We start from the raw sequence: 19796 nt of genomic DNA, 5'->3' as shown, positions 1-19796 counted from the left end.
GGCCCTCCTTAAAACGGCAGCTTGGCATCGGGCGCCACGCGCAACAGCTGGGTACGGAAATCCTGCTGGATGCGCGCCAACGCGGCATCGTCGTCCGCCTCGAAACGCAGCACCACCACCGGCGTGGTGTTGGACGGCCGCGCCAGCCCGAACCCATCGGCATACTCCACGCGCACGCCATCGATAGTGATCACCTCGCGCGCATCGGTAAACTGGCCCTGCTGCTGCAGGCGCTTGACCACCTCGAACTGCTCGCCGTCGGCGGTCTCCATCTTCAACTCCGGCGTGGACTTGGCCTGCGGCAGGGCCTCGAGCACCGCCGAAGGGTTGTCCGAGCGCGACACGATCTCCAGCAGGCGGGCGCCGGTGTACAGCCCGTCGTCGAAACCGAACCAGCGTTCCTTGAAGAAGATATGCCCGCTCATCTCGCCGGCCAGCGGCGCGCCGGTCTCCTTGAGCTTGGCCTTGACCAGCGAATGGCCGGTCTTCCACATCAGCGGCTTGCCGCCCGCGGCCCGCACTTCCTGCGCGACGTAGCGGCTGCACTTCACGTCATAGATGATCTCAGCGCCCGGATTGCGCGACAGCACGTCGCGGGCAAACAGGATCAGCTGCCGATCGGGCCAGATGATCTGGCCCGACTTGGTCACCACGCCCAGGCGGTCGCCGTCGCCGTCGAAGGCCAGGCCGAGCTCGCAGTCGGTTTCGGCCAGGCAGCGGACCAGGTCCTCGAGGTTGTGCGGATCCGCCGGGTCGGGATGGTGATTCGGGAAGGTGCCGTCCACGTCGCAAAAGAGCTCCACCACCTCGCAGCCCAGCGCCTTGAACAACTGCACCGCAACCGGCCCGGCCACGCCGTTGCCCGCATCGACGGCGATCTTCATCTTGCGCGCCAGCTTCACATCGCCCACGATGCGCTGCAGGTATTCGGGCACCACGTCCCATTCCTTGCAAGTGCCCGGCGTGGCCGCGTCGGCCCCTTCGCCATCCAGCATGGGCTGGCGCAGCGCAGTGATAGCATCGCCGAACAGCGTGGTGCCCGCCATCATCATCTTGAAGCCGTTGTACTGAGGGGGATTGTGGCTGCCGGTAATGGCCACGCCCGAGCCCGTCCCGCTCACGTGCGCCGCGTAGTACACCAGCGGCGTCGGCACCATGCCAACGTCCAGCACCTCCACGCCACCGGCCATCAGGCCATTGCGCAGGCCCTCGGCCAGGTCAGGGCCGCTCAGCCGCCCATCGCGGCCTACCACCACTTGCTGGACGCCTTCGCGTCGCGCCTGCAGCGCAAGCGCGGCGCCAAGACGACGCGCGAACTCCGGGCTAAGGGGAGAGGGAACGACGCCACGGATGTCATAGGCCTTGAAGGCCGATGCGGCGATATCGACGGAAGGTAATGAGGTGGAAGTCCCCACACGATGCTCCTGAAATTCTGAAGTTGTCCGATAACAGCGAATATCTGAAATTACCGCCCAAGCACATGGCTCCCGGCAATCCGCCATCTTTCATGCGTACAGACGAGCAACCAATGCGATGCGCTACTCCGTACGCATGGGAGGCCGCCCATCGGCACAAACTTGCAGGTTACACACCAAGATTCACCCGGACTATAGAGGAAGTTGGAGACGTAAATATCGGTTTTAGTGTCTGGCGTAACTCGCGGTTACGGCATTCTAACGATGTAGCATCGGTCGAAAGTTCTAACCACGTGACAGTTCATGGATTGTCGTATATATAAAGATCTAAATACGGGCAAGGCTAAAGCCTGATAGCCGCCAGTTCCGCGATCGCGGCCCCTTCTTATTCCCACGAGCGTCCATGCTCAACTTGACCATCAGCTTCATCGTCTCGCTCCTGACCACTTTGTTCCTCGTGCGCTTCGCCAATCGCAACGCTGCGGCGACCGACTACGACTTGAGTGGCGTCCAGAAATTTCACGTGCATCCCGTACCACGCATAGGCGGCGTAGGCATCGTCGCAGCCTGTTGTGTAGCAGTGGCGGCACTGGCGGCGCGAGATCTTCCTCTCGCCATCGACCTGGCCTTGCTGCTGGCCTGTTCGATCGTCGTCTTCGGCGCGGGCCTGGTCGAAGACTTCACCAAACATGTCCGGCCCATGGTCAGGCTGGTATGCGCGCTAGTGAGCGGCGCGCTGGCTGCACTGCTGTTACGGGCGACCGTGATACGCATCGACATTCCCTTCGTCGACACCTGGCTCGCCATTCCCCTGATCGGCGCCCTGGTCGCCGTCCTGTGCGTGGGGGCACTGGTCAACGCCGTCAATATCATCGACGGCTTCAACGGCCTGGCCGCCGCCGCCGCCATGACGATGTTCGCATCGCTCGGCTACGTCGCCTTCAAAGTAGGCGACCCCCTCGTCCTGGCAGGCGCGCTCATCATGATCGGCGCCATCCTCGGCTTCCTGGTCTGGAACTATCCCTACGGTCTGATCTTTCTGGGCGACGGCGGCGCCTATTTCCTGGGCTTCATGCTGGCCGAACTGGGCATCCTGCTCGTCAGCCGCAATCCCGGCGTGTCGGCCTGGTACCCGGCGCTGCTTTTCATCTATCCCATCTTCGAAACTGCCTTCTCCATCTACCGGAAGAAGTACCTGCGCGGCATGTCGCCCGCGATACCCGACGGCATACACCTGCACATGCTCATCTACAAGCGGGTCATACGCTGGACCATAGGGCCTCGCAACGCGAAAATGCTCATCCAGCGCAATGCCGTAACGTCGCCTTACCTTTGGGCGCTCAGTCTGGTGGCCATCGTACCGGCCACCGTTTTCTGGGACCACGGCACCGTGCTGATGTTCTTCCTGGCCACCTTCATCGTCATCTACTCGTGGCTATACACGGCCATCGTGCGTTTCCGCACCCCGCGTTGGCTGGTATGGCGCAAGACCGACGAGCCGGCGCCAGGCAGACGCCCGCGCCGATAAGACAGCAAGGGCGCTACGCCCGCGAGCCAGCGCCTGCCGCTTAGAAGATGTAGAGCGGGATATCGGTACTGAAGAAAACGCCAAAAGAATCGTTGGCATTGCCGTTCGCGCTGCGCAGCATCATGGCACCGGCCCGGAAGGTCATGGGCGCCATGATCCAGCTCACCGAGAACTCGCCGCCGTAAAGGCGATCTTTTTCCGGGAAAGCCTGGTTGATGGCTTGACTGGTGGGGTTGACGTCAGCGTACAGCACCCGGGCGCTATAGCGCGTGTGATAGCGCGTATCGTCCGGAATAACCGAGAGCCCGGCCGAGTACATATAACCGCTGCCGCCGATGGCATGGCCGATGGGCAGGCCTTGGTGGTAGTAGCCGTCACGATAGAGGCCATGGCCGTAAGCGTAGCCGGGACGACCGGAGCCACTGAAGACGCGCGAAGCGTTGGTATCGGCCGCTTCAACGTGCCATTGCATGCGCGTGGCGCCAACCATGTGTTTGAACTGAAGGCCGCCCAAGGCGAGGAAATGGGACGGCCGCCCGCTTGCTTCGTCCTCACCTATACCTTGGAGGTAAAAGGTGAGCGGATTTCCCCACAACAGTCGGGTCGTGTACCGGATGTCGAAGCCGGCCAGCTCGTTGGAAAAATCCTGACCTGGACTATTAACATTGGAATTGCTGGTCAAGGCGTCCCAAAGCGCGCCCAAGCCATTGGGCCGCCCCTTTCCGCCCCATTGAATCATCCGCGACGCGCCCAGCTCCAGGCCTTCGATGGGCCGCACGTACAGGCGCATGTTCGCCACTCGGGTATCGGGAAGCGAGCGGGCACGCTGCTCCTGCCCCAGGAACAGTTCATAGCCCCACGGCCCTATCCACGACAGCCAGGGGGTTTCAAACGCACGGTCGGTACCGCGCCGCAGGCCCACGCCGGGAATGGCGGTCGAGACATTGGACCAGGCCAAGCTGCCATCCTGGCCCGGGCCCCACCAATGCGACAACTGGCCGACGTACAGCACTTGGCCGAACAGGGACGCAGCCGCATAGCTGCCTTGCATGTTGAACGTGGCTTGCCGGTTGGTAAGCGGATCGATGATGCCGTTGGCCTGGAGCTTGACAGCCAAATGATCGGTACTTGCCGCCACATAGGCGCTGGTGGTGACCGAACCCAGGCTTTGCGAGCCAAAACCCAGCTGGGGAATGCGATCGGTATTGACCTGCGCCTTGACGCCGATGGTCGTGCGCTTCTGGCGGGACACGAACTTGGTGACGTAATCCAGAGCCGCCTCGTCGGCGCGGGAAAGATTGGTCGAACGCCGCTCGATCAGCGCGTTTTCCAGCGCCGCCAACGGCAGGGGCCAGGTGGAGGTCGAAACGTCTATCACCCCCCTATCCACCAGCCATTGGATGTCCTCCCGCAGCCGTTGATCGCCCGCCTCGACCAACACCGCCGTGTCCGCCAATGCGGAAGTGGCGCCCGCGGCCCCAAGCGCCAGGCCGATCAGGACAGAACGGCCAATGCGAGCCATACGAGGGAGCGATTTCGCGGAAACGTTCGGGCTAAGTCTACGCATGTTCAGCTGTCGGTAAGGAGTTGGGGTGGGGGGCAACGGTACCATAAAGCTGGGAGCAGCCATACGGGCTACGACTCTGGACGTAAACCGGATTGCTACCAATTTGTAAAAGTCATTGAACCGGCAATACGGCGCCATTATAAAAATCCCAAAACAACGATAAACCTCCGGATGAGACAAACTGTGTCCCGCGGCCAACACGGCTGCCTTCTGGAGCGTCGAAATGCCTCTTGCTGCCGCCCCCGCCCTGCCCCTGGTCACGCGCACACCGGCAGCGATGCCCGAGCGCCTAGGAAAAAAACCTCCCGTCCCCATCGGACACTACTGGCCAGGCGAAGGCGGTGTCTATGCAGGGACGCTGCGCGCCGATTGGGGGAGCTATCACTTGATTGTTCCCCTGGCCGACTGCGCGGACCTGTGCCCCCATGCCTTGGAAGTGGACGAGGCGCTGGCCACCAGCGTGACCGATGGGCTCGCCAATACCCGGGAATTGCTTGCCAGTCACGCCCCGGCGCGGGAAATCGCCGCGCTTGAAATCGACGGCCATCAAGACTTCTACATACCTTCCAAGCGGGAGTTGGCCATGTGCGAAATAAATCTTTCGCATTTGTTCATGCCGTCACCTTATTGGTCCAGCACGCAATGCGGCCGCGATTATGCTTGGGCGTTGAGTTTCGACAGCGGCGCCATGCACGATTGGCCAAAAACGCTAGAATTCCGCACCAAGGCAGTCCGCCGGGTTGTTTCAGGAATCAGCACGAATTGCAATAATAAGCATCAGTTGCAACAAGAAGAAACCTGGATCTCATCCGCGCGCTCTCGTGCGAACCTCCGATAATAGAGCGTTTACCCTTATGCGTCCTTCGAACGCGGTATGTCCAGCCCGGGAGGTTTACGGTACAACCCGACGCGAAATTGAGTCCACCGCAGCATTTTGATACAGCCGATCGCGGCACTGTCCCATTAGTCTAGTGGATCGACATTCCCGAATTTGCGAATACCGAAACCGCAATACAGATGAGGGAATATGTGATACTCGCTGGCTTTTTATTAGTCGTGGTCAAGAAAAACAAGACCATCTTGATCCAAAATGGGCGGTAGGGAGAGGCAATCCATGAAGCAACAGCGGGAACCCGGATCCAACGCATCTCCTTACAGGCTATCCGTACCATGCAGGCGCAAAAAATCCATACCCTCAAACAGCGCGACTCCGGCAGTGGAGATTCGTTTGCCTTAGGCGTTCATGTCCGCGACTGCGGCCCCTACGTGGCCGCCTCCTCGCGTTCGGCGGCCATAGGCGGCAGCGAAACAGGCACAGGAGTAAGTCAGCGCTTACCATCACACACCCCGCGCATGAACAAGTACGGCCTGCTGTGCGCGGACATTGCAAGCCTGCTGCTGGCGCCGATCGGCGCGGCGATGCTTGAGCCCGCCTTGACGAGTTCCGGCCTGGGTCCAGACAGCCAAGCGCGCCTGAACGCGGGTCCGCTGGCGGTATACGGCTTCCTGGCGCTATTCGGCATCTTCTGGACCGCCGCCGTCCTCAGGCACTACAGCCATCGCAAGACGCTGGCCAGCGAACTGCGGGAAATCGTCAAGCTCATCCTGACGTTGGCGGTCCTGAACCTGGCGCTGGTAGCCTTGATGAACTGGCCCCTGAATCGGCTGGAATGGGCGTGCACCTGGGCCAGCGCATTGGCCCTGGTGCCTACCGGACGCTGGGTAGCTAAACGAGCTATGGCCCAATGGGGCGGATGGCGTAAGCCCACACTTATTATCGGTTCCGGCGAAAATGCGCGCGAGGCGCTCCTTGCCTTGCGCAGCCAGCCGTTGATGGGCCTGAATGTCGTCGGGTTCGTCTCGCCCCAACCCGACCAAGGGCCGCAGGAAATCGAAGGCATCCCGGTTTGGCGTGGCTTCCGCCCTGCTGGCGTGCGCGCCTTGGGCAGCATCCAGGTCGTGGTCGCGCTGGAACATCATGAACGCCAGCTACGCGACGACTGGATACGCGACCTGACGCACGAAGGCGTCCGGGACATTTCCGTGATTCCCGCGATGCGCGGCGTGCCGCTGTACGGGGCGGAGATTTCGCACTTCTTCAGCCACGAAGTCCTGCTGCTGCGCGTCAAGAACAACTTGGCGCGAACGACCTCCCGGTGGGTGAAGCGCGGCTTCGATGTCGTCATGTCTGCCCTCTTGCTGCTGCTATTGTCCCCCCTCTTTGCCTATCTGGCACTTCAGATTAGAAAGGACAAAGGGCCCGTATTCTTCGGACACAAGCGTATCGGCCAGAACGGCAAGGAATTCCCCTGCTATAAGTTCCGATCCATGGTGCCCAATGCCCAGCAAGTGCTCCAAGACTTGCTGGCCAGCGATCCTGCGGCGCGGGAGGAGTGGGAAAAAGACTTCAAGCTCAAAAATGACCCGCGTATTACCAAGATCGGTAATTTCATACGGCGCACCAGTCTTGATGAATTGCCGCAACTGTGGAACGTCCTCAGGGGAGATATGAGCCTGGTCGGTCCACGCCCGGTAATCAAGGCCGAACTCGAGCGATACTCCGGCGACAGCGTCTACTATAGAATGGTTAAACCAGGGATGACGGGCCTGTGGCAGGTGAGCGGGCGTAACGATGTCGATTATTCGACACGTGTTTACCTCGACGCCTGGTACGTGAAAAATTGGTCCCTGTGGTATGACATTGCCATCCTCTTCAAAACCGTCGGGGTCGTATTGCAACGCACGGGAGCTTACTGACACCGGCTCTTCAGCCAGCCCTTTTTATAATTTCCGTTGCCTATTTTTTTCGGCGCGGTTCCGCTTCATTCGTTTTTTGGTCAGATAAGATGAATATCGCAGTCGTTGGTACGGGCTATGTTGGCTTGGTAACGGGCGCATGTTTTGCCGAAATGGGCAATACCGTCACATGCGTAGACGTTGACAGCAAAAAAATCGAGGGGCTGAAAAATGGCAAGCTCCCGATCTACGAGCCCGGTCTGGACACCATAGTCGTAAACAACTACAACTCCGGCCGCCTGCTATTCACGACTTCCTTGCCCGAAGCCATGGCCGAGGCGGATATCATCTTCATTGCCGTAGGCACCCCGCCCGGTGAAGACGGCTCGGCCGACCTCAAATACGTACTGGCTGTGGCCAAGGAAATCGGCCAGAACCTGGACCGCTACTCCATTATTGTGGACAAATCCACCGTTCCGGTGGGTACCGCCGACAAGGTCGCGGCAACTATTCAAGCCGAGCTAGACGCGCGCGGGGTACAGATTGAATTCGATGTAGTTTCGAACCCGGAGTTCCTCAAGGAAGGCGCGGCAGTCGACGACTTCATGAGCCCCGACCGCATCGTTATTGGAGCCTCCAGCTCGCGCGCGCAGGAGCGCATGGCCGACCTATACGCTCCCTTTGTGCGCAACCACCCCCGCACCTTGTTCATGGGAGTGCGCGACGCTGAAATGACCAAGTATGCGGCCAACGCCATGCTGGCCACCAAGATCTCGTTCATGAACGAAATCGCCAACCTGTGCGAACGCCTGGGCGTGGACGTGGAAAACGTGCGCCTGGGCATAGGCTCGGACCAGCGCATCGGCTTCCACTTTATCTACCCCGGCTGCGGCTACGGCGGCTCGTGCTTCCCGAAAGACGTAAAAGCGCTGGTCCAAATGGCCAGCAAAATCGGCTTCGACCCGAAGCTGCTCAACGCTGTAGAAGCACGCAACGACGCGCAAAAGCACCGCCTGTTCGAAAAAATCACTGACCGCTTCGGCGCCGACCTGACCGGTAAAACCTTCGCCGTATGGGGGCTGGCCTTCAAACCCGGCACAGACGATATGCGCGAAGCCCCCAGCAAGGTATTGATCGAGGAGCTCATCCAAGCCGGCGCAAAAGTCAGAGCCTACGATCCCGTTGCCGTGGAAGTTGCCCGCGGCGAATTCCCCGCAAAGTTCTTCGACGAAGGTTTGCTCGAATTGGCGGAAGGTCAATACGACGCCGCCATCGATGCCGACGCCCTGGTGCTGGTGACGGAATGGAAGCCTTTCCGCCACCCGGACTTCAAAGCCCTGAAACGCCTGTTGGCGCAACCGGTCATTTTCGACGGACGCAACCAGTACGACCCGAAACAAATGAAGCGTGACGGTTTCAACTACGTAGGCATTGGCCGGTAAATTCACGCAAAAGGAGTTGTCATGTCGTCTGGGCAAACCCCGCGCACCGTCCAACCCGTCATTCTGTGCGGCGGCTCAGGCACGCGGCTGTGGCCGCTGTCGCGCACCGGCTTTCCCAAGCAGTTCCTCTGCCTTGCCGGCAATGAAAGCCTATTCCAGCAGTCGGCGCACCGTCTCACCGCGCTTGCCTCGGCACAGTTCGAAGTCTTGCCGCTGCTTGTCGTAACGGGCGAAAGCCACCGCTTTCTTGTCAATGAGCAATTGCGCGAAGCCGGCATCCAGCTCGGCGCCGCGTTACTCGAGCCAGTAGGACGCAACACCGCTCCGGCGCTGACCCTGGCGGCGCTGGCGGCGCTGGAGTCGGGCCAGGATCCAATCCTGGCCGTCACCCCGTCTGACCACGTGGTCGAGAATATCGCGGCCTACACAGCCGCTATGCAAGAAGCCATCCGGGAGGCCGAGGAAGGGAGCATTGTGACGCTCGGGGTAGAACCTACTCGACCCGAAACGGGATACGGTTACATCCAGGCAGCCAACGACGCCAGCGGGCACATCGAAACCGTACGGCGCTTCGTGGAAAAGCCCGACCTGGCGACCGCCAAGGGCTATCTGGAAGCTGGCGGCTTCTATTGGAACGCGGGAATTTTTGTCGTCAAAGCCTCTGTTTGGCTTGCTGCCGTGGCCCGTTTCCGCCCGGACATCGCCGAAGCGACAAGCAAGGCCTGGGCCGGCAGGAAACAGGACTCAAACCCTGAACAAAAATTCATTCGCCCCGATCCAGAGGCATTTGCCGCCATCCCGGGAGAGTCCATTGACTATGCCGTCATGGAACATGGCCCGGGCAGCGAGTTTGCCATCAAGGTGGTGCCCTTGGCCGCGGGTTGGAACGACGTTGGCGCATGGGATGCCGTGTGGAACGTACTTCCCCGGGACGAGTCCGGCAACGCCCACCAGGGCGACGTGATTGCCCAGGACAGCCGCAATACGCTCGTGCATGCCACCAGCCGTCTAGTCGGCTTAGTAGGCGTAGAAAACCTCGTCGTCGTTGAAACGCCTGATGCCGTCCTGGTCGCGGATAAGTCCCGCAGCCAGGACGTCAAGCATATTGTCAACGCTTTGGGCAAACAACAGCGCGAAGAACATATGCTACACCGCAAAGTACATCGCCCGTGGGGCTGGTATGACAGCATCGATGAAGACGAGCGGTTCAAGGTCAAGCGCATCCAGGTTAACCCCAAGGCCAGCCTAAGCCTGCAGAAACATCACCACCGTGCCGAGCACTGGATAGTGGTCAAGGGCACAGCCGAAATTACTTGCGGCGAAAAGACGTTTTTACTGACCGAGAACCAATCGACCTATATTCCCCTGGGCGAGGTCCACCGCTTGTACAACCCCGGCATGGTGCCGCTGGAGCTCATCGAAGTTCAGTCGGGCACCTACCTAGGGGAAGACGATATTGTGCGTCTGGCGGATGATTTTGGCCGTAGCGGGCAATGACGAAAGAACTCATGGCGGCCTGCCTACACGCAGCGACTGCTCTCGCTCGGGTCAAAATTACTCCTGTATGAAGATTCTCAAGAACCTCTTAGGCGGCAAGCGCAATAGCAACTGTGTCGAGCTATTTTATTGGCGCCCTTCGAATGGCAGCCAGAACTTTGGCGATCATTTATCGCATGTCGTAGTCTCTACTGTGCTATATCGACACGAACGGTTGCTGGACGAAGAGGTAAAGAACCCACGCAGGTTGCTTGCCATCGGTTCGATCTTGCACTTCGCCAAAGATGGAGATGTCATCTGGGGAAGCGGCGTAAACGGCAAAGTTCCGGAATCAACCCACCAATTCAAAAATCTTGACGTTCGTGCAGTGCGGGGGCCGTTGACTAAAGAGTTTCTGAGCAAACGAGGCATTTATGTCCCCGAAGTATATGGGGATCCCGCCCTTTTGCTACCTTTGTTGTTCCCCTCACGATTCCGCACGGACCAGAAAAGACGCGAACTTGCCGTCGTCCCTAACCTGCACGACATTAACCTGGTCCGCCATGATGAATCTTTCATCTCCCCGCTGCTGCCTTGGTACCAAGTCGTTGATGCCATCGTAAGCAGTGACCGAGTGGTCGCAAGTTCGCTACATGGCCTGATTATCGCCGAAGCCTTCGGCATCCCCGCTACGTATCTGCGACTAAGTGAAACCGAAGCCTTGTTCAAATTCGAGGACTACTACCAAGGAACAGGACGCGCAAACATTCCCTATGCCAAAACGCTTGACGAGGCCCGAGAAATGGGCGGAATGCCGCCGCCCAAAATAGACGGCCAGCGCTTACTGGCAGCGTTTCCCATTGACCTATGGCACCCGCAATGACCCTTGGCTGGGACACTCCTATCGGTATGCAGAAGGGCACCGAGAGTGAATAGCGTACGCGGCCGCTTGGTCAAAGCCAGCATGTGGATGAGCCTTTCGCGAGCCATCGTGAACGGCCTCACAATGCTGAGCACTGTAATCCTAGCGTGGTTCCTAGCCCCGGCCGATTTCGGCCTGGTAGCGCTCGGTACTACCATGCTGGCGATTGTCACAGGTGCAACGGAGCTCTCCCTCACACAGGCGTTGATCCGACACGATAGTCCAAAAGACTCGCACTTCAACGCCGCGTGGACGCTCAACGCCATGCGGGGGCTGCTTATTTTCCTTTTGTTCGCACTAGCTGCCTATCCTGCAGCAAAGTTCTACGACGACGACAGGCTAACCGGAATTATGCTGGCGCTTGGATTTAGTGTCTTTTTAAGCGGCCTCATAAATCCCCGTCTTATTACGTTCCAACGCGACCTGATTTTTCGGCAAGAATTTTTTCTAAGCGTCTCGCAGAAGTTCGTAGGATTGCTTGCCTCAGTAATCGTGGCGGCTATTTGGCACAGTTATTGGGCCTTGGTCGTCGGAATCGTTGCTACGCAGCTCGCAAATTTCGTGGTCTCCTACATTCTTCTACCTTATCTACCCAAGATCACGTTTCGGCACTTCAAGGAATTCTTTTCTTTTTCTGCCTGGCTTTCCGCCAGCCAAATTGCCAATACTCTAAACTGGCGCTTCGACGTTCTACTCATTGGCAAAATACTGGGGCCGACGTCCTTAGGCTATTACTCGATGGGTAACAACCTGGCGATCCTCCCAACGCGCGAAACCACAGCCCCACTGAAACAAACTATCTATCCCAGCTTCGCTAATATCAGGCATGACGCTGAACGCTTGGCAGCGGCTTACCAACGTGCACAGGCTTTAGTCACGGCTATCGCATTACCAGTCGGCGTAGGCTTTGCGGTCATCGCCGAACGGCTCGTCTTGCTGGTCCTCGGAGAAACGTGGCTTCCCGTCGTGTTCATCATTCAGGCACTTGCAGCTGTCTTTGCTATACAAACGCTAGGGTCACTCGTCCAACCTTTAGGAATGGCTCAAGGCGAAACCAAAATGCTCTTCAAGAGGGACATGCAAATGTTTGCCGTCCGTGTGCCAATCATCTTTCTAGGCGCTATGTACTTTGGCCTGAAGGGCGTCATTCTAAGCCGCATTTTTACCGGCCTTCTTTCCACTGCCATCAATCTATTCCTGGTAAAACGCTTCACCAACATCAGCGTACTCCAACAGCTATCCGCAAACACGCGAGCACTGATCAGCGTTCTCTTGATGGCCGCAGGCGTAATTGCAGCCTCTTATTTCTTTCCGGAGCCTAGCGAAAAAATAGAAATATTGGCGCAGCTCATTACGCAAATCGCACTGGGAATTTTTCTTTATTGTTCCTCCAACTTTCTTCTCTGGGTTTTGATGAAGAAACCGAAAGGCCCAGAAACCGAAATATTCGCAATAAGCTCTCAGATTCTATCCAAGCTGCGCAGCCGTGCGCTTCCCTAATTCTCTTTAAGCTCCCATGACGCAAGCGCCACATTTACAACTGATCGCAGAGCTACAAGCACAAATTCATACCTGCGTGAAGGAATACATTAGGCCAGGCCAGCCAGTGGCTTATCTGGATTTCCCCGACATCAAGAACTGCGGCGACTCCGCCATCTGGCTTGGACAAATAGCTTACCTCCGCGACCAATATGGCATGCAGCCCGCCTACATATGCCGTATTAAAGATTTCTCCAGGTCGACGATGCTGAGAAGAATAGGTGACGGCCCTATTTTCCTGCGGGGGGGCGGGAATTTTGGAGATATCTGGCTGGGCCATCAAAAATTTCGCGAAATGATTCTGAAAAAGCATCCAAGCCATCAGGTCGTCCAGTTCGCGCAATCAATCCACTTCGAATCCCGTGAACATTTGGAAAGCGCAAAGAGGTGCATCGGGGAACATAAGAATTTTGTGCTAATGGTCCGAGACAAGAAATCCCTGCAATTCGCTCAACAACACTTCGATTGCGTTGTGAAGCTTTGTCCGGACATGGCGTTCTGCATCGGCCCCGTCGCAACAGACAATCCCTCATTGAAAGTTCTCGCGGTACTGCGCCAAGACAAAGAGAAATCAAGCCGCGTCGATGATGAAATTCCGCCTGACATTCCTTGCGAAGATTGGATGTCCGAAAGCAAGATGGATGTACGACGAGCCAAATGCGCCGGACTAAAGTCTGCAATCCGCGACAGGGCGTTCTCGGACCTGCGATCCCGCATGCTCAACGCGGCGGCTAACCATCGCTTCCAGCGTGGCATCCAACATATCGCCCGCGCCCGCGCGATCGTTACCGACCGGCTACATGTACACATATGCTCACTGCTGGCGGGCAAACCGCATGCGGTGCTTGACAATAACTACGGAAAAGTATACGGCTTCATGGATACATTTTCTGGGGGAACGGCTCTGTCGTATAAAGCCGCAACCCTTACTGAAGCTATTGCTTGGGCTAGACAACAGGCCTGAATGCGTCGTCGCTTATCTCTCACAATATAAGTCATGGCCCTCATTACATTTATCATCCCAGTTCGCCACCAAGACAATGCTCGCGACTGGAAACTGCTCCGGGCAAATCTGGAGCAGACCATCGCGTCCATTTCATCTCAATCCTACGATGACTGGCGCGGGGTTATCGTCGCGAACCATGGCGCTGACCTACCTGAGCTGCCCGAAAAGTTCAGTGTGTGTCGTGTAGACTTTTCGCCGAATCTGTTTCACGAAAAGAAGTCCTCACCAACAAAAGAAGAATTCTGGGATGCCTTCCGCTTGGACAAGGGTAGGCGAGTCTTAGCAGGCATGCTGGGGGCGCGCGACAGCACCTTTTTCATGATTGTCGATGACGACGACTTTGTCAGCGCCAACATTGCAACCTTCGCAGCTCGCAACCCGGAAGCCAACGGATGGGTGATTACTCGTGGATATATTTGGGATCACGGCGGGAGAATCATGCTTGGACATGATGATTTCAATCATGTCTGCGGCACGTGCCTGATCGTTAACGCTGCTCTTTACCAACTGCCCGACCGCTTCGAAGACGCCTCCGAAGAATGGATTAAGTCTATGCTCGGAAGCCATCACCAAATTCCCAAAATTCTGACTGATCGCGGAACTCCGTTACAACCACTCCCTTTCCGGGGTGCAGTCTACCGGGTCGCACACCCAGGTTCACATAGCGCGACACCAAGCCTCATCCGCCGTTACTTTGTCACCAAGGCCGCTCTACTAAAACCGTCCGCCACCATTCGCAACCTCCGCAATCTCCGTAGGGTCGACGCGCAGGCGCAGCGTGAATTCTTTGGCGTCAAGTGAGAGCCGGCAGTGAAAATAGGCTTTCAACCTTACTCTAGTAAGCAGGCGCATAATCCCTACGTGGATCGCATGACTCAAATTCTTATGCGCCTCGCAACCGTTCGGGCCTTCCCCTCTCCCCGCGAATTCGTCTTTAGGCCCTGGTCTCTATTCAGGCGACGCTACGACTATGTATTTCTAAACTGGGTTGAGAGCCTGGCATTCGCCGGTCCGAACGGAGACATCTCACTAGCCAGACTCGCACTATTACGGCTTTACTTATTCGCTTGCCGGGTAGTTAGTACGAAGTTGGTATGGGTACGTCATAACAACCATCCGCATCATGTCAAAACGGAGAATGGCAAGGCCACTGCAAAGGCACTTCTCGACCACATCGAGTCAACTGCCGACATCGTCATTACACACTCCCCTCTCGAAGTGAACGGTGGCAAACGTTTCTACGTGCCTCATCCGTTGTATGCCAACGACATCGCGCCGACGAATCCAGTTCCATACAAAGACTACTTCTTTGTTTTCGGCCATATCGCCCCCTACAAGAAACTTGAAGAAGCCATCCGTTTACTACCGGATCAGGTTAGCTTGGTCATTGCAGGGCCAGTCAAAGACAAGGCTTACTTTGAGAAGTGCCAGAGCCTCGCGGCTAACAAGTCGAACGTCTTACTGATGCCGGGTTTTTTGGACTCCCCGACAGCGGCACGGATTGCCAGCGATTCACACGGATTACTGGTACTCAACGCGGATACCGACATGGTGGTCTCAGGCAGCTATATTTACGCGCTTAGTCTTAGTATTCCGGTGTTTGCCGTCCGTACGCCGTTCATCCAGTGGCTGTCCGCGGATGAAAGGCTTTCAGGCATTCATGCATTCGACAACATCAGCACCCTAATCTCTGCATTAAGCAGCCCAACGTTGCTCTCCAATAGGCCAGACCGGAAAGCGGTGGAATCTCTTTTTGGTGACGAAATCACCTTAGAAAAGCTTAAATTGGCCATGGGCATCTCGAGCTCGACTCGCTGACTTCGAATTTATGTAAGGTTGACGCATAGCATACACGTGCGAATAAATTATGCAACATCGCCACACAGCCTCGCAGTTTAGACTCGACATACAAGGCCTGCGTGCCGTTGCTGTCATTGCGGTCATTGCAGATCACTTACTGGGATGGCCGTCTGGCGGCTTCGTCGGCGTCGATATTTTCTTCGTGATATCCGGTTTTTTGATTACCGGCATTTTGCTTCGCGAATACGACGCACAAGGTACCATTTCCTTTAGGAATTTTTATATCCGACGATCCAAGCGAATTCTCCCCGCAGCCACGCTGGTTCTGGTCGCTACAGTAAGTGCAAGCTACCCGCTTCTCGGGTTTGATCGGACAAAGGGAGTCATTCAAGACGCGATTGCAAGCTTCTTTTTTTTAGGTAACTGGCAATTCGCTCTGCATGGAGTCGACTATTTCCGACAGGACATGCCGCCGTCCCCATTGCAACATTACTGGTCCCTGTCCGTTGAAGAGCAATTTTACTTTATCTGGCCGTGGCTTTTGCTAGGTCTTTTACTCTTTGGAAGTCGCTTTTTTAATTGGCAGCGTAACCACACGCGACTTGTGGCTGGATTAGCAATTGCAGGCATCTCGTTAATTTCGCTAGCTTGGTGCTTCTATGAAACAGCAAGCGACCCGAAGTTTGCATACTTCTCAACACTCTCGCGAGCGTGGGAGCTCGGACTTGGTGCGCTCATCGCCGCCAGTGCAACTTTTTTTTCAAAAATCGACAAGATAACCGCGAGTTTGTTGAACTGGCTCGGCGTCACGGGAATTGCGGCATCCCTATGGATAATTGGGCAAACATCCGCGTTTCCTGCCCCGTGGGCCATGCTACCTGTAGTATCGGCGGCCATTATAATTGCAGCAGGTTGCACGCATCAAAACGGCTCTTATTTTCTACGCAACCCGATTAGTCAATACATAGGTAAAATTTCCTATAGTCTCTACCTTTGGCATTTTCCAGTAGCAATACTGCTTCAATATGTTTTTATCAAAAGCAGTGCAGCTTATTACGTCGTTGGACTCGCACTGACCTTTTTACTCTCTTCCGTATCGTTTTATCTTGTGGAAGAGCCTGCAAGAAAAGGCACCTGGTTCAAATGGAATAGTGAAAAACGTCTGTCGGGGCTGTCAACCGGTTGGCTAAAATTTGCCTCGGCAGTCCTAGTGTTTTGCTTTCTTTCCGTGCTTTCAACGCTTCTCATCGACAAACTGTCACTGCCAGAAGCAAAGGTCCCCGATGCAGCCACTGCGGGCTTCTCTCCCGTTGCGGCGTTTAACTGCTTTGGAGCAGCTGCGCTCGATCCGCGCCAGCACTGCCCGTCGCTCAATCCAGGACCGGGCGTTAAGCCGAGACCTGTCGATGTGACTACCGATACCCAAGATGCGTATGATTGCTACACCTTTGCCAACCAGCCGTTGCGCTCGTGTCAATATGGAAGCCACCGCAAAGGGGCTAAGCGGGTCGCTCTCATCGGCGATAGCCACGCCGCCGCGTTGCTTCCGGCATTTCAGCCACAGCTAGAAGCATTGAATTGGAACTTAACCGTCATGACCGGCAACGGTTGCCAATGGCGTGATCAAACGCATAGAAAGAATGCTTGCGCGGAAGCAATGCAGCGGCGACAAGAAAAGCTGATTGCAGAACAATTTGATCTCATCGTCGCCACAGGGATCCGTACTACACCAGGCACGGTAGCTGAATATGCGGCTGCCATGGCGCCACTTCTTTCACGCGGACAAAAGATCGTAGTTATCGAGGATGTACCGGATGTTGCCTATGAAGCCGTTGCTTGCACTCAACGAATCGGCTTTTCCTATCAGAGAGATTGCATAACTTCAGCTACTACCGCATATGCTGACGAGGACCTGCTCGCCCAAACAGCCCAGCAGATGGGGGTGCCAGTTGTGTCGCTGAGGAATTACTTTTGTATCGAAGACGCCTGTCCGGCTGCGATTGGAAATGTTCTTGTATATCGAGACACCGCAGCACATATAACTGCCACTTACGCCACCACGCTGGGCCCTTATATCGTAGAAGGTATATTGAGTGCTTTAACCGCTAAGCCCATACTTACAAATTCGCGGCAGTAATTGAAAACAGACCCAACATGAACAAAATTAGTATCATATTACCGACATACAACCGCGCCCCTTACCTCACCCCCTCCATAAAAAGCGTTTTAAATCAAACGTGGGATGGGGACCTAGAGATGATTGTCGTTGACGACTGCTCCAACGACAATACCGAAGAAGTCATAGCAGCTCTCGACGATGCACGAGTTTCATACATTAAGAGTAGGAAACGCACTGGAGCCGCGTCGGCACGCAATACAGGCGTCAGAGCATCTACTGGCGAGTGGATCGCCTTCGTTGACAGTGACACCATTTGGTATCCTGAGAAGCTTGCCAAACAGGTAACTGCCATAAGCGATGCTTCCAATGACTATGCCTTAGTTTATTGCCGCTTAAGAAAGCAAAAAGGAAACGATTGGGAAGTACATCCCACCCGCGTACATAGTGGCGCGGTTTACGAGCAACTTCTCTTCGACAATTTTATAGATACGCCTTCTGTCCTCATGAAGCGCAAGGCTTTCGAGGCAGTTGGCGGCTTCGACGCCAGACTCCCCCGCTTTCAAGACTGGGATTTATTTCTTCGAGTCGCCCAACAGGGCGAGGTGCTCGGAATGGAAGAAGTTCTATTTGATTCCTTGACTCTGGCGGGTGCCATCTCCTCCAACCATAACGCTAGGCTTGAAGCTCTACTGATAATTCACTCAAAGTATTTAAACGACATAAGCAAAAACAGCGAGCTGACCTCTCGATTCTTAGCAAAAATTGTCAATGCTTACTTGATAGTTGATGAGCCGAGAAAGGCGGCTGCATTTTTAAAGACCCATTCGTGCGGAGGAACTTTTACCCTTTCGTCCCTCGTGAAAATTGGCCATTTACTACCCAAAGGCTTCTATAGAAAGCTATGGGACTTGCTTCGCTAGAATCTCACCTGTTGTCTTTATCTATAGCGCCTTTTAACATTGAGTAGCTTAGTTTTTCCGGAACCGCCGGCCGCAATACAAGGCGTCATGCATGAAGTCCATGTAATGACCCAGTGAAATCCTGCTCACGTCATAATCAAGGTAATCCCCCCATTTTTAGCGTTTGCCAGAAGTAGGAACGCTATGCGGCCATGGCGAGCCGCTGTTTCGGGGTAAATCCGCCCAGTGCCATGTTCGGGCGCTCGTGATTGTAGGACCACATCCACTGCGTAGCGACACGCTGAACGTGATCCAGATCGTCCCAATGATATTGGGACAGCCATTCGTAGCGAACGGTCCGGTTGAATCGCTCGACGTAGGCGTTCTGCTGGGGTCGGCCCGGTTGAATATATTCGAGCTTGATGCCCCATGTGCTTGCCCACTGCACAATGGCCGCACTCAGGTACTCCGGACCGTTGTCGCAACGAATCGCCGAGGGTTTTCCTCGCCAGCCAATGATCTGCTTGAGCGTGCGAATCACACGCTCTGAAGGCAACGAGAAGTCGACCTCGATGCCCAGCGCCTCGCGGTTAAAGTCGTCGATCACGTTCAGCACTCGGATGCTACGTCCGTCGGCAAGGTGGTCGTGCATGAAGTCCATCGACCACACCTGGTTGACCTGGGTCGGTACCGTCAACGGCTCGGGCACCTGCCTAACCAGCCGTTTGCGCGGTTTGATCCGCAAGTTCAACTCAAGCTCGCGGTAGACCCGGTACACGCGCTTGTGGTTCCACCGCAAGCCGCGGACATTACGCAGGTACAGAAAGCACAACCCAAAGCCCCAGTTGCGGTGGTTGTCCGTCAGGCGAAGCAGCCAGTTTGCGATCTCCTCGTTTTCGGCGTCGGTCTTGGTGACGTACCGATAGCAGGTCTGGCTAATGCTGAACACCTCGCAAGCCATCCGGATCGATACGCCGCGATCTTGCACGGCACGTCGGGCCATCTCGCGGCGGCGAGATGGCCTCACCACTTTTTTTCGAGCGCCTCCGTCACGATCTCGGCCTTGAGCTTCTCCCCGACGTACATCTTGCGCAGGCGCGCGTTCTCGGCTTCCAACTCCTTCATCCGTGCCATCAGCGACACATCCATGCCGCCGTACTTCGATCGCCACTTGTAGAACGTCGCCGAGCTGATGCCCAGCTCCCGGCACAGTTCGGGTACCGCAAGGCCAGCTTCCACCCGTTTGATGGCTTCGATGATCTGGCTGTCCGTGAATCGTGACTTCTTCATGCTGTAGAACTCCTCAACGAGAAAATTCTACTTCTGGCCTCAACGCTTTTGCGGGGG

General features: G+C 56.2%; 15 protein-coding genes. 12 read left to right on the top strand and 3 right to left on the bottom strand.

Annotated features, from left to right (window positions below; translation table 11 throughout):
* Positions 1-8: 8 nt before the first annotated feature.
* On the bottom strand, positions 9-1415 hold the full coding sequence (locus tag QHC78_RS12420) for a phosphomannomutase/phosphoglucomutase (protein WP_319744953.1): 1407 nt from the start codon (positions 1413-1415) through the stop codon (positions 9-11).
* A gap of 403 nt (positions 1416-1818) precedes the next feature.
* Here QHC78_RS12420 and QHC78_RS12415 point away from each other — a divergent pair, with 403 nt between their 5' ends.
* Positions 1819-2943, top strand: a complete 1125-nt coding sequence (locus QHC78_RS12415) for an MraY family glycosyltransferase (RefSeq protein WP_319744951.1) — start codon at positions 1819-1821, stop codon at positions 2941-2943.
* Between the two features lie 40 nt (positions 2944-2983).
* Here the strand turns inward: QHC78_RS12415 and QHC78_RS12410 are convergent, their stop codons facing one another.
* On the bottom strand, positions 2984-4465 hold the full coding sequence (locus QHC78_RS12410; RefSeq protein WP_319744950.1) for a capsule assembly Wzi family protein: 1482 nt from the start codon (positions 4463-4465) through the stop codon (positions 2984-2986).
* Between the two features lie 268 nt (positions 4466-4733).
* On the opposite strand from QHC78_RS12410, the gene QHC78_RS12405 reads away from it, so the two are divergent.
* The 11 genes from QHC78_RS12405 to QHC78_RS12355 all read left to right on the top strand — a co-directional run bounded on the left by QHC78_RS12405 (position 4734) and on the right by QHC78_RS12355 (position 18470).
* A complete protein-coding gene (locus QHC78_RS12405; protein ID WP_319744948.1) occupies positions 4734-5348 on the top strand; it encodes an Lcl C-terminal domain-containing protein in 615 nt (204 codons plus the stop codon).
* A 332-nt stretch (positions 5349-5680) separates the two neighbouring features.
* Entirely contained in the window at positions 5681-7267 is a 1587-nt protein-coding gene (wbaP, locus tag QHC78_RS12400) for an undecaprenyl-phosphate galactose phosphotransferase WbaP (RefSeq protein ID WP_319744946.1), read from the top strand.
* Between the two features lie 89 nt (positions 7268-7356).
* A complete protein-coding gene (locus tag QHC78_RS12395) occupies positions 7357-8688 on the top strand; it encodes a UDP-glucose dehydrogenase family protein (protein ID WP_319744945.1) in 1332 nt (443 codons plus the stop codon).
* A 21-nt stretch (positions 8689-8709) separates the two neighbouring features.
* On the top strand, positions 8710-10185 hold the full coding sequence (locus QHC78_RS12390) for a mannose-1-phosphate guanylyltransferase/mannose-6-phosphate isomerase (protein WP_319744943.1): 1476 nt from the start codon (positions 8710-8712) through the stop codon (positions 10183-10185).
* Between the two features lie 67 nt (positions 10186-10252).
* Positions 10253-11047 (top strand): polysaccharide pyruvyl transferase family protein, encoded by a 795-nt coding sequence (locus tag QHC78_RS12385; protein ID WP_319744941.1) that lies wholly within the window; start codon positions 10253-10255, stop codon positions 11045-11047.
* 45 nt (positions 11048-11092) lie between these two features.
* Positions 11093-12586, top strand: coding sequence for a lipopolysaccharide biosynthesis protein (locus QHC78_RS12380; protein WP_319744939.1), 1494 nt, complete (start codon positions 11093-11095; stop codon positions 12584-12586).
* 16 nt (positions 12587-12602) lie between these two features.
* Complete coding sequence (locus QHC78_RS12375; RefSeq protein ID WP_319744937.1) at positions 12603-13589, top strand: polysaccharide pyruvyl transferase family protein; 987 nt, start codon at positions 12603-12605, stop codon at positions 13587-13589.
* Between the two features lie 33 nt (positions 13590-13622).
* Positions 13623-14432 (top strand): galactosyl transferase, encoded by an 810-nt coding sequence (locus QHC78_RS12370; RefSeq protein ID WP_319744935.1) that lies wholly within the window; start codon positions 13623-13625, stop codon positions 14430-14432.
* Positions 14433-14501: 69 nt separating this feature from the next.
* The gene (locus QHC78_RS12365; protein WP_319744933.1) at positions 14502-15449 is read left to right on the top strand and encodes a glycosyltransferase family protein; all 948 of its coding nucleotides are present in this window, start codon (positions 14502-14504) and stop codon (positions 15447-15449) included.
* A gap of 49 nt (positions 15450-15498) precedes the next feature.
* On the top strand, positions 15499-17568 hold the full coding sequence (locus tag QHC78_RS12360) for an acyltransferase family protein (RefSeq protein WP_319744932.1): 2070 nt from the start codon (positions 15499-15501) through the stop codon (positions 17566-17568).
* Positions 17569-17585: 17 nt separating this feature from the next.
* Positions 17586-18470, top strand: a complete 885-nt coding sequence (locus tag QHC78_RS12355) for a glycosyltransferase family 2 protein (RefSeq protein ID WP_319744930.1) — start codon at positions 17586-17588, stop codon at positions 18468-18470.
* Between the two features lie 181 nt (positions 18471-18651).
* On the opposite strand, the gene QHC78_RS12350 is transcribed toward QHC78_RS12355, so the two are convergent.
* A protein-coding gene (locus QHC78_RS12350; protein WP_319744928.1) for an IS3 family transposase occupies positions 18652-19739 on the bottom strand; the annotation gives its coding sequence in 2 pieces (ribosomal slippage) (positions 18652-19487 and positions 19487-19739; 1089 coding nt in all).
* Positions 19740-19796: the final 57 nt, after the last annotated feature.

The organism is Pigmentiphaga sp., assembly GCF_033795525.1.
Taxonomy (GTDB): domain Bacteria; phylum Pseudomonadota; class Gammaproteobacteria; order Burkholderiales; family Burkholderiaceae_B; genus Pigmentiphaga.
The sequence above is the reverse complement of the archived record's forward strand: the minus strand, read 5'-3'. Positions and strand labels throughout refer to the sequence as shown.